Source organism: Aquimarina megaterium XH134 (assembly GCF_000520975.1).
In the GTDB taxonomy this organism is placed as follows: Bacteria; Bacteroidota; Bacteroidia; order Flavobacteriales; family Flavobacteriaceae; genus Aquimarina; species Aquimarina megaterium.
Genome location: NZ_JACB01000056.1, coordinates 50,820 through 65,771 on the forward strand (window position 1 = coordinate 50,820; position 14,952 = coordinate 65,771).

Sequence of the window (14,952 nt, forward strand, 5' to 3'; positions counted from 1 at the left end):
TAATATTATGACGGTTCAAGACGATTCAAATGACTTTAGTTTATTAGGTCATAAACCCGCATTATATGTGTTATTCTTCACAGAAATGTGGGAACGATTTTCGTATTACGGAATGCGCGCAATTTTTGTGCTATTTTTAACTTCTACTTTTGCAGATGGAGGTTGGGAATGGTCTAATGAAAGGGCATTAGCGCTTTTAGGAACATATACTTCTTTAGTCTATGTAACTCCGGTTATAGGAGGGTGGATTGCCGATAAATTTACAGGATATCAAAAAGCAGTTACACTAGGTGCTTTGGTAATGACTCTGGGACATGGTGCAATGGCATTAGAAACAGAGACAACACTATATATAGGTGTAGGACTTTTGATCATTGGTAGTGGTTTGTTTAAGCCAAATATTACATCAATGGTTAGTGGCTTGTATGATAAGTTTCCTGAAAGGAAAGATGGGGCGTTTACCATTTTTTATATGGGTGTAAACTCTGGTGGATTTATTGGTGTTTTACTTTGTGGCTTCTTGGGTGAGAATTTAAGCTGGGCATGGGGATTTGGTTTAGCCGGTATTTTTATGATGCTTGGGATGTTTCAATTTTGGTTTGGTAGAAGTATTTTTGAAGGAGTAGGAGTAGAGCCATCCAAAAAAATAGATTTATCAGACGCTATTGAAAATAAAATAGATAAGGTCGAAGAAAAAGTACCTGCTCATGTACAAAGAGATCGTTATATTGTTGTAGGTATTCTAGCATTTTTTGTAATATTCTTCTGGGCTTCATTCGAACAGGCTAGTGGATCTATGACTATTTTTGCAAATAACTTTACGCAACGTGTATTAAGTGGGGGATCTGCATTACTATTTAAAATAGTAGACACATTAATAACAATTATACCTTTAGGAGTTATTACCTGGGTTTTATTAAAATTATTTGCACAAACGTTTAAAAAAATCTCATTATCTAATATTGTTTTGGGAATAAGTTTTTTAAGTGTATGGGCAATTGCATTATGGAAACTATCTGTAATTCTTCCTCAGGAGACAACTGAAATTCCGGCATCCTGGTTTTTAATTTTGAACTCTTTATTTATTATTACTCTTGCACCTTTGTTTTCTAAAGTATGGGAAAGTAAGTATAATCCTTCTGCCACTGTAAAATTTGGATTGGGAATGATATTATTGGGTATAGGGTTCGGAATGCTAGCATGGGGTTCTGCATCGATTCCTCAGGGAGCAAAAACGGCATCTGTTAGTTTAGTGTGGTTGGTTTTAGCTTATTTATTGCATACTATGGGAGAATTATGTCTATCTCCGGTAGGATTATCCTATGTTTCAAAATTAGTACCAGCAAAAAAAATAGGATTAATGTTTGGTCTATGGTATCTGGCTATTGCTATTGGTAACAAATTAGCAGGTTTTGTAGGGAGTTATATTGATGTGATTGTTAATGAATATTCAATGTCTGCTTTCTTTTTGATCTTTACTATAGTTCCGGTAACTGTTGGAGTAATATTAATTTTAATTACTTCAAAAATGAAGAAAATGATGCATGGAGTGCATTAATATGTAATAAAATATATAACTTTACTTGCTTCCCAAAGGCAAATGAATTTTTTAATAAGGAATAATTTTTGTTTCCGACTAGTTATAAAAATTTAAGATTTATGAAAAACCTACTTTTTATTTTCGGATTTCTGCTAAGCTTTTACACTCAAGCACAGGAAATCAAATGGATGTCTATGAATGATGCTTTAGAGGCTCAGAAAAAAGAACCTAAAAAGATCTTTATGGATGTATATACAGATTGGTGTGGGCCTTGTAAGCTTCTGGATAAAAAAACGTTTCATAATAAGGATGTAGTTTCTTATGTAAATAAAAACTACTATGCAGTAAAGTTTAATGCAGAAGGAACAGAAGAAATAAAATACAATGATTTCACCTATACTAATCCAAATTATAATCCGGATAGGAAAGGAAGAAACAGTCAACATTTTTTTGCAAATGCGCTCAAAATAACTGGATATCCTAGTATGGTATTTTTTGATGAAAAAGGAAACCTTATAGCTCCTGTAGTAGGTTATAAAACACCACAACAGTTAGAGATATATCTTAAGATGATCCATAATAACGATTATAAAAAGTTAACCAGTACAGATGCTTGGCAGAAATATGAACGGTCTTTTGTAAGTACTTTCGAGAATTAATACAGATTACTATATTTTTAAAAGCCTCCATTTTGATCATATGATCAAAATGGAGGCTTTTTTATGAATACAATTAGCTACAAAAAATATATTTACCTGTAGATTTGTGTATTTTGTCTTGTTTTTTTGTCTTTTTATCGTAAATTGGCCATGATAACATTCAAATAGAATGTTTTTTGTTTTTACGGAAGATTTTTCTTTCAAATTCAAAAATTGAGAATGATTTTGATATTAAGCTTGTATGTAACCAGCTTTTGTATTTATAGAATTAAGTCAATTCAGAATACATTAGTCCTGATTCTAAATAAGGATAGTACAATTAATTGAAGATCCATTCGTTAGTTAATAATAAACCTAAAATAATACCCAAATCTGATTCAAGAAATGAAAATAAAACTAATCTAGCTTAATTCAATTTTAATACCTACTCTATAAATTGTAATTGCTTTTTTGATTTTATTCATACTTTTTTGAATTGTAAACCTACTTATGAAAAGAATACTAGTCATAGCTGTCCCATCTATGTTGTTTATTGCGCTACTTTTTTCTTTTGTTTCAGCAGAACAACCAGAATTACCTCAAGAATCTCAAGCTATTCAAATATCCCAACCAGCAGAAATTTATTTTCCGAATTCAGATAAAGAACGATTGGCAGATTCTATCCAGGCGTATTTTAAAAAGGCAATAGATCAACATCAAATTGTAGGAGCGGCTGTTGCTATTGTAAAATGTGATTCTATTATTTATGTAGATGGTTATGGTAAAAGGAATATCGCTTTAAAAGACAAGATTAATAAAGAAACCATCTTTAGAATTGGTTCGGTTTCTAAAGGTTTTGCAGGTATTCTTACAGGAATTCATGTAGAAGAAGGCTTAATAAATTGGGAAGATAAAATTGTAGATTATGTTCCAGAATTTCAAATGGCTAATAAAGAACAAACTAAAAAAGTAACTTTATCTCATGTGTTGTCGCATACTGCAGGTTTACCATACCATAGTTTTACCAACCTTGTAGAAGATGGATTACCGATAACAACAATTGCAAGCTATTTTAAAAAAGTACTTCCTATTGATCAACCAGGTAATATATACAGTTATCAAAATGCTGTTTTTGCATTAAGTGGTAAGGTGATAGAGCAAGTTACTGGTCAGTCTTTAAGAGAGGTTATTCAAAATAGAATTTTTGAACCTCTACAAATGACTTCTGCTTCGGCAAGTTATGAAGCTCTTAAGAAGTCTGATAATGTGGCACAACCACATCAGCGTATTAGACGTGGGTGGCGACCTACACGTATTAATAAAAAATATTATAACAATGCTATTGCTGCAGGAGGAATTAATGCAAGTATAACAGATATGGGGAAGTGGATGAAATTTTTGCTCGGGAATAATCCAGAAGTAATGATGCCTAATACAATGCGTACTGTGTTTAGCCCAAAAATACAAGTAGGAGGAAGAAGGCAGTATTATCAAAAGTGGCCAGGGTATTCAAAATCTTCCTATGGTTTAGGATGGCGTGTACATTCTTTTGTAGATGCTGATACTAAAGAACCAAGTACTATCGTACATCATGGAGGAAGTGTTAATAACTATAGAAGTGAGATTGCAATTTACCCTAACGAAGATTTAGGAATCTGTGTGCTCTTTAACAGTCAAAATAAATTGGCCAAAGATTGTATACCGACAATCTATAAAATGATACAAGAGATAATGACGACTCAGAAGGATCAACTACTAAAAGAATCTTTAGTGTTATTATAAGATTTTGAGAAGATTATTTTAATATAAATGCTCCCTTTTTATCTGTACGATGAAAAGGGATTTTTTGTTTTTTACAACTGATTTCCCACTGATCGATATAACTTTTATAATTGCTCGCATCTACAACGATTTGTTTTGGATGCAAACTATCTATTACTCTATCCAGATGAATTTTTGGTGAATTAGACAAAATAATAATATCAGGATAAAAACTTTTGATAGCATAGATTGAAGTACTATCAATAACCATAATCGTTTGTTTTTTATATTGATAAATGTTTTTTAATTGCATAACTGTATCTAAAGTAGCCTGATTCTTAGTAAGATAATTGCCAAATAAAAAGTGCTGAGTTTTTACTGCAATAGAATCTTTACTGTATATTCTAAATTGCTGGTTTTCTAAGATTCCTAGAGTAGTATTACGTTGGTTATGAAATACAATTAGTTCTTCTAGATTCGAAATAACATACTTTTCATATATTAAAACAGAGAACAGTGTAATTATTGATACTCCTAACCCATACAATTTTTTCCTTTCATATTTTTTGAACATCATGACCAAAAGAATAATAGTCAAGTATGAGACGATACACATACTGGTCGAGAAAGGAATATTTTTAATAACAAAGCTTTCTTGATTAGCTATCCATTCAATAATAATGTTCATGATGTTAATGCAATCACCAAATAAAGTTGCTATAGATCCAGGGAGAATATTTAAATAAGCGAGTAGAATGACCAAAATACCAAACCCAAGAATACCTCCCAAAAAAGGAAGAATAATAAGATTAGACATAAAAAACAAAAGAGGAAACTGATGAAAATATAATAATGTGAGTGGTAATAATCCAAGTTGAGCAGCCATAGTAACTGTAAATGTTTCCCAAAGTTTTTTAGAAAGATAAAACCGAGGCTTATATATTTTGAATAATAGTGGTTGTATCCAGGCTATCGCAAAGACTGCTAAATAACTTAATTGAAATCCTACCGAGAACAATAGTAAAGGATTAAAACAAATGAGTATAAATAGAGAAATAAACAATGAATTGTAAATACTTGTTTTGGATCTAATTTTTATTCCTATAGCAAGAAAAGAAAACATAGTGACTGCCCTAAGTACCGAAGGGGATAATCCCGCAATAATTGCAAAACACCAAAGTGATAAAATAGTGAGAATTAATTTGATTATTTTTCCGTTTTTATGATACCTATTAAGAGGTTTTAAGATTAAATTTAATAGGAGTAAAATGATTCCGACATGAAGTCCCGACACTGCCAAAATATGAATAGCTCCAGCATCTCTATAATTGTCAAAAACATCTTGACTTATATCTTGTCTTTGTCCCAAAAGCAAAGCATTAATAATGGATAACTGTGTGGAGTTAAAATTGTATTTCGATAGTTTTAAATTACTGGTTTTTCTGATTTGATTTGCTAGATAACCCAGAGAATATTCGATTTTATGGTTATCAATGAGTTGATGAGGTAATACAACGATCTTATGAGATATGTATTGAGTATGTAAATATTTTGAATAATCAAATTGGTATGGGTTTAAAGCACGAGGGATAGGTTTTAATGCGGTAAATGTGGTATATGTATTGCCTATGTCCAAAACATTTTGTGTGCTATCTTTTGTGACCTGAAGTAATATTTTACCATGTACAGCTTTACCATCTACAAGTTTGATAGAGGCAACGTATTTATTATAGTAGGATGAAGGTTTTAATCGTTCTTTAATATAAAATTGAATTCCTATATCATAGGGTTGCTCTTTTAGATTTATGTGATTGCTGTAGTGGTTGGGATAGTTCTTTGGGTTGTGGATTTTGACTAAAGCGATTCCGAAAATGATAAAAACAATCACCGTTATAATAACAAAAGAATGCCCTTTGCTAAACATCCTTTTTGATCGTTTCCATGAAACGCCAAGTATACATATAGAGATTGAGAAACTTAATACTACAATTTCGGGAACAATAGTCAAACGACACCCCATGAGTATGCCAAGTAAGGTCGAAATAGTGATGACTATAAAAGGAATATTAATGAGTTTCACATTATAGACTTAATAAAGGGTTATGTTGAGTAATTATTAATTACTCAAAAATGTTTATAGTACAATGATAAGAGACCCTAGTTTCATTTTTCGGAACTGGGATTAATAACAGAAGTAGAAACAATGCTGTTCAGAAAGAAGGGAGAATTTGTTAAGAGGATGATTTATGATTTACTAAGCAAATACTGTTAGCTATAAAACTCTTCTGGCACCGGCAAAGCATTTGTTCCAGTATTTCTCATCAAGACTTGATATGATAACTCCTCTTGATGTAGATGCATGAATAAACTTAATGACTCCTTTAGTCTCAACTACCAGTCCTACATGAGAAATAACATTTTTTCTTTTATTGGTTTTAAAAAAAAGCAAATCACCAACGTTTACTTTTTTTAATGATATAGCCTTCCCTTGTGTGGCCATAGTTTTAGAAGTTCTGGGAAGAATAATATTCTCTTTCTTAAATGAAGTATATACTAAGCCAGAGCAATCCATTCCTTTCCTTGTAGTACCTCCAAACTTGTATCGGGTGCCACCAAAGGTTTTAGCATAACTCACAATACTTTTAATTTTTTTGGAGTTGGGACTTCTAGTTGTTTTGACTTTAGCAGTAGTTCTATTTTTTGAAGATATAACCGCTTTGTTTTTAGAAGAACTCCCACAAGAAGTTAAAGCTATAATAATTAAAAGATAAAAGATTACTCTTTTCATTAGACTTGGGTTTATAACAAAAATACATGTTTTTAGTCAAAATCTTCAAGAGTTTAAAATTGTTTAAGAAGCTTGCAATTTTTATTATTGTCATAAATAAGCGTTTTGTCCTAGTATAAATTATTGTTTATGTCCTGGAATTACGGCTTTTACGGTATTTGTTTAAGGTTATGGAGTAAAAGACAATATAATTTAATATCTTATTAGTTAAATACTTATTAATATTCTTCAGATGAAATTGAAGGTACTTCTATATAGTGCGTGTTTATTAATGCATTTTGCTATTATCCCTTTGTCTGCGCAAGTTGCTGATAAAGAGGTGAATTCGGATAGTATAAGAGAAATTCTAGAAGAATCCTCAAGATCATTTTTAACGCAAACAACAGAAGGAAAAGAAAAGGGAATCTATTTTTTAGAACTCGCAGAAAAATTGATAAAAAAAGTTAATGACCCTTTGCTTGAAATTCATATTAATAGAACGAAAATAGACTTTTTTCTTGGTACACAAGATACTATTAGAGTTGAAGAATATTTAGCTAAAAATTTAAGCATCATTAAACAAATTGATGATAAAAGGCAGCTTGGGTTGTATTATGAAGGGCTTGGAGTACACAAATCTATGCAAGGGAAAAAGGAAGAGGGGTATCAAGCATACCTTATTGCAGAACAACTATTAAGGAAATATGGGAAAACTGAAGATGTGATTGATATCAATTACAATCTTTGTTCACGATATATGAAAGTAAAAAGATGGAACGAGGCCATCGAACACGCATTAAAATCGGTAAATGCTGTAAGAAAAACAGGGGTTAAGCAGGACAGGAGAAAGAATTTAAATCTGTTTTTGGCAGAAAGTTATATCAATTTAAAAGAATTTGAAAAAGCAGAACGTTATTTTGACACTATTGAAAAGGAAAAATCTGCATATTCTGGAGATTTATATTTTGAAGGAAGATTATATTCTGGTAAGGGGTTGTATTATGAAAAAATTGGAGACTATAAAAATGCAGCACTTTTTTATAGTCAATCCTTCAACAATCTTTTAGAATACCATGCTCAAAGAACAAGAGAGGTAAGCACCGCACTTGCACTATCTAATCAATTAAACCTGAAAGAAGAAGAAAATAAAAGGATAAAACTAGAAAATGATTTAAAAGCAGAACAATTAAGAAATAGAGGCCATATTATTTTGTTAAGTGTAATAATTATTCTGGGATTAATTCTAATGAGTATAATTCAATACAGAGTCTCTTTATATAAAACGAAAATAAATAAATTACTTCAAAAGAATTATGAAGAATTAATAGAAGCTAATCAAAAAGTAGACGAAGCACTAGAAGCTAAGTCAGAGTTTTTAGATTCGGTAACTCATGAACTTCTTACTCCTTTAAATACAATAAAAGGCACGACATTTTTACTGCAAAAAGAAGAATTGACATCACATCAGGTAAATCAAATGAAGTTAATCAATTTGTCTAGTGACTATTTATTAAACCTAATTGCAGATGTAATCCACTTAAATGATCTTGAAAAAGGAAAGCTAGAACTGAAAAATGAGAAATTTGACCTAAGGGCGTTATTGAATAACTTAGTAGATTCTTCTGTGTTAATGAAGGATAATAATAATAAAATTCATAAAAAAATTGATAGCAATATTCCTGATAACCTAAAGGGAGATGTTCTTAGGGTTTCTCAAATCTTCTTAAATATATTGGATAATGCTTTAAAATTTACGAGAGACGGAGATGTTTACGTAGAGGCCTTATTAGTGTCAAAAATAGGTGATATTGCAGAAATAGAGTTCTCCATTCGAGATACGGGCATAGGCATGTCAGAAAAACAGATTAGTAAGGCTTTTGAAGCTTTTCATCAAGGATCAGTTAAAATCAATAGAAAATATGGAGGTACAGGACTAGGGTTGTCGATCGTAAAAAAAATACTGAAATTACAAGGGAGTGATGTTGTTTTAAAGTCTAAACCAGGAAAAGGAACTTTGGTTTTATTTACGATGAAATTTGATATTCCTAAACAAGTAATAGAAAAAAATATTTTCTCGGGAAACGGTTATGACGAATCACCAGAAGGAATTAATGTTCTATTGGTTGAAGATAATAAGGTAAATCAATTAATTACAGAAAAGATAATTTCGAATTATGGCTTTTACTGTGATTCTGCTAATGATGGAAAGGAAGCAGTAGATATGGTTAAGAAAAATAAATATTCTATGATCTTGATGGATATTATGATGCCAAAAATGGATGGTTTTGAAGCTACAAAATATATAAAACAATTTGATAAGGGAATACCAATAGTTGCATTAACAGCAATATCCGAGAAATTGAACAGAGAAAAATTTAATGAAGTAGGAATATACACTGTTCTTAATAAACCAGTAGACCCAGAATTGCTTTACGAAACTATTATGGTGTGTTGTGATAAATAGAAAATCAATTTTTTATAGACTCTACAATTAATTTTGCAGTCTTATCATTAGCCCCTCTACCGCCAAGCTTTTTTTCGAGATCATAATACTCCAAAAACATAACTGCTCTTTTATAATCATCAATTATTATAGTAAGCTCTTCTTTAAGCCTTTTAGGATTAAAATCACCCTGTATTAATTCGGTTACAACAGGTTTATCCATAATTAAGTTTACCAAAGAAATATAATCAAGGTTAATAATCCGTTTTGCAATTTGATAAGAAATAGAGTTCCCTTTGTAGCATACTACTTCTGGCACTTTAAATAAGGCGGTCTCCAGGGTTGCAGTACCCGAAGTTACTAAGGCAGCATTACTAAGGCTTAATAAATCATACGTTCGATTCATAATTAAGTGAACTCCTTGTTTTTTAATAAAGGGAGCGTAGAAAGAAGCCTCCTGGCTTGGTGCTCCTGCAATGACAAACTGATAATTAGGAAAATCGTCTACAACGGTAAGCATAACCTCAAGCATTTTACGAATTTCTTGTTTTCTACTTCCCGGAAGTATAGCAATAATAGGTCGATCATCCAAATTGTGTTCAGCCTTAAAAGTTTCAGGCATGATTTGCTTATGATCTGCAATGGCATCAATTAATGGGTGCCCTACAAATTGAACCGGAAACTCATGTTTATCTTCATAAAAAGATTTTTCGAAAGGTAGAATTACGTACATCATATCCACACATCGTTTGATAGATTTTATTCTTCCTTCTTTCCAGGCCCATATTTGGGGAGAAATATAATAATGTGTTCTGAACCCTTTTTCTTTAGCCCATTCTGCAATACGCAAATTAAACCCAGGATAATCTATAAATACAATTACATCTGGCTGAAAACTTGTAATATCTCGTTTGCAAAGTTTTAGGTTTTTAAGGATAGTAAACAAGTTTAATAAAACCTCTACAAATCCCATAAACGCCAAATCTTTATAGTGTTTTACCATCGATCCACCAACAGCCTGCATAAGATCCCCACCCCAGAATCTAAACTCTGCTTGAGGGTCTTCTTTAAGAATTGATTTCATAAGATTTGCACCGTGTAAATCTCCAGATGCTTCTCCTGCGATGAGGTAGTATTTCATGTTTTTTAATTTTCTAAAGGGCAGACAAAATATCGAACAACTACAAATTTAATGTTTCCGAAGTATCAAAAACTAACATTTACGTTATCGATTTTATCTAAAAAATATGATATTATCTTTTTAAGATCACCCAAATTTACTAATTGCAATACAAATAGCCGCAATAAGCGTAGCAAGAAGCACGCCACGAGCTCGATATATATTATTTTTTCTTAAAAAAAGAAAGAAAATAAGTAAATTAGGCATCGCTCCTAGAGCAATTAAGCTTCCTAAAGAGTCATTCTCTGCAGAGGCTTTTATCATTTCTGTAAATGATAATCCCTGAGAACTTAGTGCAGAAAAAATAAATACGCATATGATAAACCCTATTATATTCGTAAGTAAGCCGATTGTAAAACCAATAATAATCTCTTTTTTAATCATGTAATGACCAATTGTTTAGTTCTTGTATAAAGTGATGAGCGGTAAGATCAAATTGAGTAGGTACTATAGAGATATAGCCGTTATGTAATGCCCATTCATCAGTATCTTCTCCTTTATCTTCGTTAATAAATTCACCAGAAAGCCAATAATATTCTCGCCCCATAGGGTTTATTCTCTTATCAAATTCTTCTACCCAATGAGCATTCGCTTGGCGACAAATTTTTATGCCTTTTATATCCTCCTGAGTTAATTTTGGAATATTCACATTAAGAACTACTCCTTTGGGTAACCCATTTTTGAGGACATTTTCTACAATAATTTTTACATATTTCTTCGAAGGCTCAAAATTGGCATCCATACTATAATCAAGTAATGAAAACCCAATGGCAGGAATTCCTTCAATACCAGCTTCGACAGCAGCACTCATTGTACCAGAGTAGATTACATTAATTGCAGAGTTTGAACCATGATTAATCCCACTTACGCATAAATCGGGTTTCCTGTCAAGGATTTCACGAGATGCCATTTTTACACAATCTACAGGAGTACCAGAGCAGCTATATTCTTTTTGTGGAGCATTTTTATTAATCACAACAGGGTCGCAATAGAGAGTGCTGTTAATTGTAATAGCATGTCCCATTCCACTTTGTGGACTATCGGGGGCAACTACCACAACATCACCAATTTCATTCATAACATCTATCAGTGCACGTATTCCGGGGGCAGTGACTCCATCGTCATTAGTAACTAAAATCAGTGGTTTTTTTTGCGGCATAGCTTTAAATTTTACGACAGTAAAAATACACTTTTTTTATGCGAAATAAGCATTACTAAAAAAAGCAATATTTACTAAAAAGGCAATGCTAAAAATTTCATTAAAAAAATATAAAACTATAAATACAAACAGATGAAGTTTTATGAGAATAAAGAGTAAGAAATAATATTAGCTCATTTAAGAAAAATTTAGTAATATTACCTGTTATTGGCACGATTTTTAATGTATTTTGCCTAGAATCCCTAAATTAAATGAGCGTATGAAAAAGAGTTTTTTGATTTTGATGCTTACCGTGATCGTTTCGGCAGCTTCTTGCAGTTTTACCACAAAGGTCGAAAATGATCCTGATAAAGATAAATTGCTAATTGATTTAATAAGTTATGTCTTAGGTAAAGGACATTATGATGCGAAGGATATAAATGATGATTTTTCTAAAGAAGTTTTCTCTGATTATGTTGATGCCTTAGATCCTCTGAAACGATATTTTTATAAAAGTGATATAGAAGAATTTAAGAAGTTTGAAAAGCTGATTGATGATGAGATCAGAAATAAAGAAATTACGTTCTTTAACCTAACTTATGACCGTTTACAGCAACGAATGGCAGAAGCTAGAACATTACATAAAGAAATCCTGGAACAACCTTTTAATTTCGAAAAAGACGAAAGTATCGATACAAATTATGAGAACTTACCTTATGTAGAGAGTAAAAGTGAAATGAAAGATCGTTGGAGATTGCAACTTAAATTTAATGCATTATCCAGCTATTATGATAAAGTTGAGGAACAAATAGATTCTGTTACCAAAAACAGTAATTATAATCGTAAAACCTCGATCGTTTTAGAAAAAGAATCTCGTGAAATTACAAAGACTTCACTAAAAGAATATTTTGAATTTGCAGATGATTTAGAACGAAAAGATTGGTTTTCGATATACATCAATTCTATTGTAGAAGAATTTGATCCTCATACCTATTATTTTGCACCTCAGGATAAAGATAGATTTGATATAGCAATGTCTGGAAAATTAGAAGGGATTGGAGCCAGATTACAAAAGAAAAATGATAATGTAAAAATAATAGAAATCATTTCTGGAGGCCCTGCATGGAGAGGTAATGAAGTTGAAGTAGGGGATCTTATTATGAAAGTAAAGCAAGAAGATGAAGAAGAGCCTGTAAGTATTGTGGGAATGCGCCTTGATGATGCTGTAAGTTTAATTAAGGGACCAAAAGGCACAAAAGTAATGCTAACTGTAAAAAAGGTTGATGGTACTATCGAGATTATAGAGATTGTTAGAGATGTCGTAGAGCTCGAAGAGACGTATGCAAAATCATCTATAGTTAAAAAGAATGATAAAACATTTGGTGTCGTTAATTTGCCAAAGTTTTATTTTAACATGCAAGATTATAATCAACGTAACGCTGCCAAAGATGTAAAACAAGAAATTATCCGTCTTAAAGAACAAGATATGGATGGTTTGGTAATCGACTTACGAGATAATGGAGGAGGTTCTTTACAAACTGTAGTAGATATTGCAGGATTATTTATTGAAAAAGGCCCGATTGTACAAGTTAGAACAAAAGGAGAATCTCCAGAAGTTTTAAGTGATAAAGACAGAAATATACTTTGGGATGGTCCATTAGTTATTTTAGTAAATGAATTATCTGCTTCTGCTTCAGAAATTTTAGCTGCTGCGATGCAGGATTATAAAAGAGCAATCATTATAGGAAGCAAACAAACTTATGGTAAAGGAACGGTTCAAAATGTAATGGATCTTAATAGATGGATGCGTAGTAATGATTTTGGAGATCTCGGAGCTTTAAAACTAACTACTCAAAAATTTTATAGAGTTAATGGAGGTTCGACACAATTAGAAGGTGTAAAAAGTGATGTTGTGGTTCCAGATCGTTATAGTTATATTGATATTGGTGAAAAAGATCAGGAAAATCCACTACCATGGGATAAAATAGCTGCCGCTGATTATGATCTTTGGGATGGTTATATCGATTTTGATCAAACCATCAATAACAGTAAAGAAAGAATGTCTAAAAATGATCAATTAAAATTAATTGAAGAAAATGCAAAGTGGGTTAGACAAAAAAGAGATATAAATAAATATTCTTTACAGTTTAGTAAGTATAAGCTAAATATTGCACTTAACGAGAAACAAGCAGAGCGTTTTGATGCGATTAATGATTATACGACTAATTTAACTTTTCAATCTTTACCTTATGAAAAAGAATTGATGAAAAAGGATTCGATTCTAACAGAAAAAAGAAAAAGATGGCATGAAAGCCTTAGTAAAGATGTTTATGTAGAAGAGGCAATTAGTGTTCTTGAAGATTTGAAGATTAATAACATTCGAAGATCTAAAAATCCACTTACGGTAAAGAATTAATATATTAATGCCCAAAGCAAAATCAAACTCTTTAAGTATACTGGCGCTCCAAAAATTCAAGAAGAATTTTTGGGGCGTCTTGAGTTTTTATTTTATTGTTCTTTGCGCAATTATAGCGATTTTTGCTTATGTATTGGCTCCTGATGATTCTCAGAACGCAAATCAGATGCATTTATCAATTCATTCTAAACCTCCTGGGTTTGAAGTTAAAATGCTTACTATTCCTTCTCAGGACGTGTCTGATCAATCCTTTTTAAATAGAATCTTTTTTGGAGAAAAAAATACAGATACAGAGATTCCTATTGATCGATATACCATACAAAATAATACAATAGAAATTTCCCCTTATAGTGAGGGAGAGGTTATAGAACTGTCAAAAGAAATCAAATTTGAACATTTTCCCAGAGGATTAACATCGCAAGAAATAACCGATACCTATATAAAAACACAAACCTTTATTCTAGGTACCGATAAATACGGAAGGGATCTGTTAAGTAGAATGTTGGTTGGTATTAGAATTTCATTTTCTATTGGCTTTGTGGCTGTGCTAATTTCACTGATCCTTGGGATATCATTAGGCGCTATTGCCGGATATTACGGAGGTAAAGTAGATGCTATGATCATGTGGTTAATAAATGTTACCTGGTCAATACCTACGTTATTATTAGTTATTGCTATTACTTTGGCTTTAGGGAAAGGTTTTTGGCAGGTTTTTATTGCAGTTGGCTTAACAATGTGGGTAGAAGTAGCTCGTGTGGTTAGAGGACAAGTATTAAGTGTAAAACAAATGCAATATGTGACTGCTGCAAAAGCATTGGGTTTTACCAATTTTAGAATTATTACAAAACATATACTACCCAATAGTTTAGCACCGGTAATTGTAATTTCTGCAGCAAACTTTGCTGGAGCTATTCTTATCGAAAGTGGTTTGAGTTTTCTAGGAATAGGAGCGCAACCACCAATGCCAAGTTGGGGAGCAATGATCAAAGATCATTATTCTTATATCATCCTAGGTAAAGCATACCTTGCTATTATACCTGGATTAGGTATTATGAGTCTGGTAATGGCA

Annotated in this window: 11 protein-coding genes; 6 read left to right on the forward strand and 5 right to left on the reverse strand. The window is 31.8% G+C overall.

From position 1 onward, the window contains the following. Nucleotides 1–7 precede the first annotated feature (7 nt). The 3 genes from Z053_RS0124395 to Z053_RS0124405 all read left to right on the forward strand — a co-directional run bounded on the left by Z053_RS0124395 (nucleotide 8) and on the right by Z053_RS0124405 (nucleotide 3,960). Nucleotides 8–1,558, forward strand: coding sequence for a peptide MFS transporter (locus tag Z053_RS0124395; RefSeq protein ID WP_025667582.1), 1,551 nt, complete (start codon nucleotides 8–10; stop codon nucleotides 1,556–1,558). Between the two features lie 101 nt (nucleotides 1,559–1,659). Continuing rightward, on the forward strand, nucleotides 1,660–2,199 hold the full coding sequence (locus Z053_RS0124400) for a thioredoxin family protein (protein WP_025667583.1): 540 nt from the start codon (nucleotides 1,660–1,662) through the stop codon (nucleotides 2,197–2,199). 489 nt (nucleotides 2,200–2,688) lie between these two features. Next, nucleotides 2,689–3,960, forward strand: a complete 1,272-nt coding sequence (locus tag Z053_RS0124405) for a serine hydrolase domain-containing protein (protein ID WP_025667584.1) — start codon at nucleotides 2,689–2,691, stop codon at nucleotides 3,958–3,960. 13 nt (nucleotides 3,961–3,973) lie between these two features. Here the strand turns inward: Z053_RS0124405 and Z053_RS0124410 are convergent, their stop codons facing one another. Together Z053_RS0124410 and Z053_RS0124415 are read right to left on the reverse strand one after the other, a co-directional pair. Then, a complete protein-coding gene (locus tag Z053_RS0124410; RefSeq protein ID WP_035096716.1) occupies nucleotides 3,974–6,019 on the reverse strand; it encodes a ComEC/Rec2 family competence protein in 2,046 nt (681 codons plus the stop codon). 192 nt (nucleotides 6,020–6,211) lie between these two features. Continuing rightward, on the reverse strand, nucleotides 6,212–6,727 hold the full coding sequence (locus Z053_RS0124415) for a C40 family peptidase (protein ID WP_025667586.1): 516 nt from the start codon (nucleotides 6,725–6,727) through the stop codon (nucleotides 6,212–6,214). Between the two features lie 232 nt (nucleotides 6,728–6,959). On the opposite strand from Z053_RS0124415, the gene Z053_RS30495 reads away from it, so the two are divergent. Further along, nucleotides 6,960–9,170, forward strand: coding sequence for a response regulator (locus tag Z053_RS30495; RefSeq protein ID WP_051476139.1), 2,211 nt, complete (start codon nucleotides 6,960–6,962; stop codon nucleotides 9,168–9,170). 4 nt (nucleotides 9,171–9,174) lie between these two features. On the opposite strand, the gene lpxB is transcribed toward Z053_RS30495, so the two are convergent. The 3 genes from lpxB to surE all read right to left on the reverse strand — a co-directional run bounded on the left by lpxB (nucleotide 9,175) and on the right by surE (nucleotide 11,488). Beyond that, nucleotides 9,175–10,290 (reverse strand): lipid-A-disaccharide synthase, encoded by a 1,116-nt coding sequence (gene lpxB, locus Z053_RS0124425; protein WP_025667588.1) that lies wholly within the window; start codon nucleotides 10,288–10,290, stop codon nucleotides 9,175–9,177. 126 nt (nucleotides 10,291–10,416) lie between these two features. Beyond that, nucleotides 10,417–10,713: a hypothetical protein gene (locus Z053_RS0124430; RefSeq protein WP_025667589.1), complete on the reverse strand. Its 297-nt coding sequence runs from the start codon at nucleotides 10,711–10,713 to the stop codon at nucleotides 10,417–10,419. Further along, nucleotides 10,706–11,488 carry a 5'/3'-nucleotidase SurE gene (gene surE, locus Z053_RS0124435; protein ID WP_025667590.1) on the reverse strand — a complete coding sequence of 261 codons (783 nt, stop codon included), beginning with the start codon at nucleotides 11,486–11,488 and terminating at the stop codon, nucleotides 10,706–10,708. Before surE ends, Z053_RS0124430 begins: the two co-directional genes overlap by 8 nt. 259 nt (nucleotides 11,489–11,747) lie before the next feature. Here surE and Z053_RS0124440 point away from each other — a divergent pair, with 259 nt between their 5' ends. Together Z053_RS0124440 and Z053_RS0124445 are read left to right on the forward strand one after the other, a co-directional pair. Then, on the forward strand, nucleotides 11,748–13,883 hold the full coding sequence (locus Z053_RS0124440) for a carboxy terminal-processing peptidase (RefSeq protein WP_025667591.1): 2,136 nt from the start codon (nucleotides 11,748–11,750) through the stop codon (nucleotides 13,881–13,883). A gap of 7 nt (nucleotides 13,884–13,890) precedes the next feature. After that, nucleotides 13,891–14,952 (forward strand): ABC transporter permease (locus Z053_RS0124445; RefSeq protein ID WP_025667592.1); only part of this gene is annotated, 1,062 nt, incomplete at its 3' end.

Coding starts and splice junctions, on each gene's coding strand:
- Z053_RS0124395 (WP_025667582.1), top strand. CDS start 8: ATGACGGTTCAAGACGATTCAAATGACTTTAGTTTATTAGGTCATAAA.
- Z053_RS0124400 (WP_025667583.1), top strand. CDS start 1,660: ATGAAAAACCTACTTTTTATTTTCGGATTTCTGCTAAGCTTTTACACT.
- Z053_RS0124405 (WP_025667584.1), top strand. CDS start 2,689: ATGAAAAGAATACTAGTCATAGCTGTCCCATCTATGTTGTTTATTGCG.
- Z053_RS0124415 (WP_025667586.1), bottom strand. CDS start 6,727: ATGAAAAGAGTAATCTTTTATCTTTTAATTATTATAGCTTTAACTTCT.
- Z053_RS30495 (WP_051476139.1), top strand. CDS start 6,960: ATGAAATTGAAGGTACTTCTATATAGTGCGTGTTTATTAATGCATTTT.
- lpxB (WP_025667588.1), bottom strand. CDS start 10,290: ATGAAATACTACCTCATCGCAGGAGAAGCATCTGGAGATTTACACGGT.
- Z053_RS0124430 (WP_025667589.1), bottom strand. CDS start 10,713: ATGATTAAAAAAGAGATTATTATTGGTTTTACAATCGGCTTACTTACG.
- surE (WP_025667590.1), bottom strand. CDS start 11,488: ATGCCGCAAAAAAAACCACTGATTTTAGTTACTAATGACGATGGAGTC.
- Z053_RS0124440 (WP_025667591.1), top strand. CDS start 11,748: ATGAAAAAGAGTTTTTTGATTTTGATGCTTACCGTGATCGTTTCGGCA.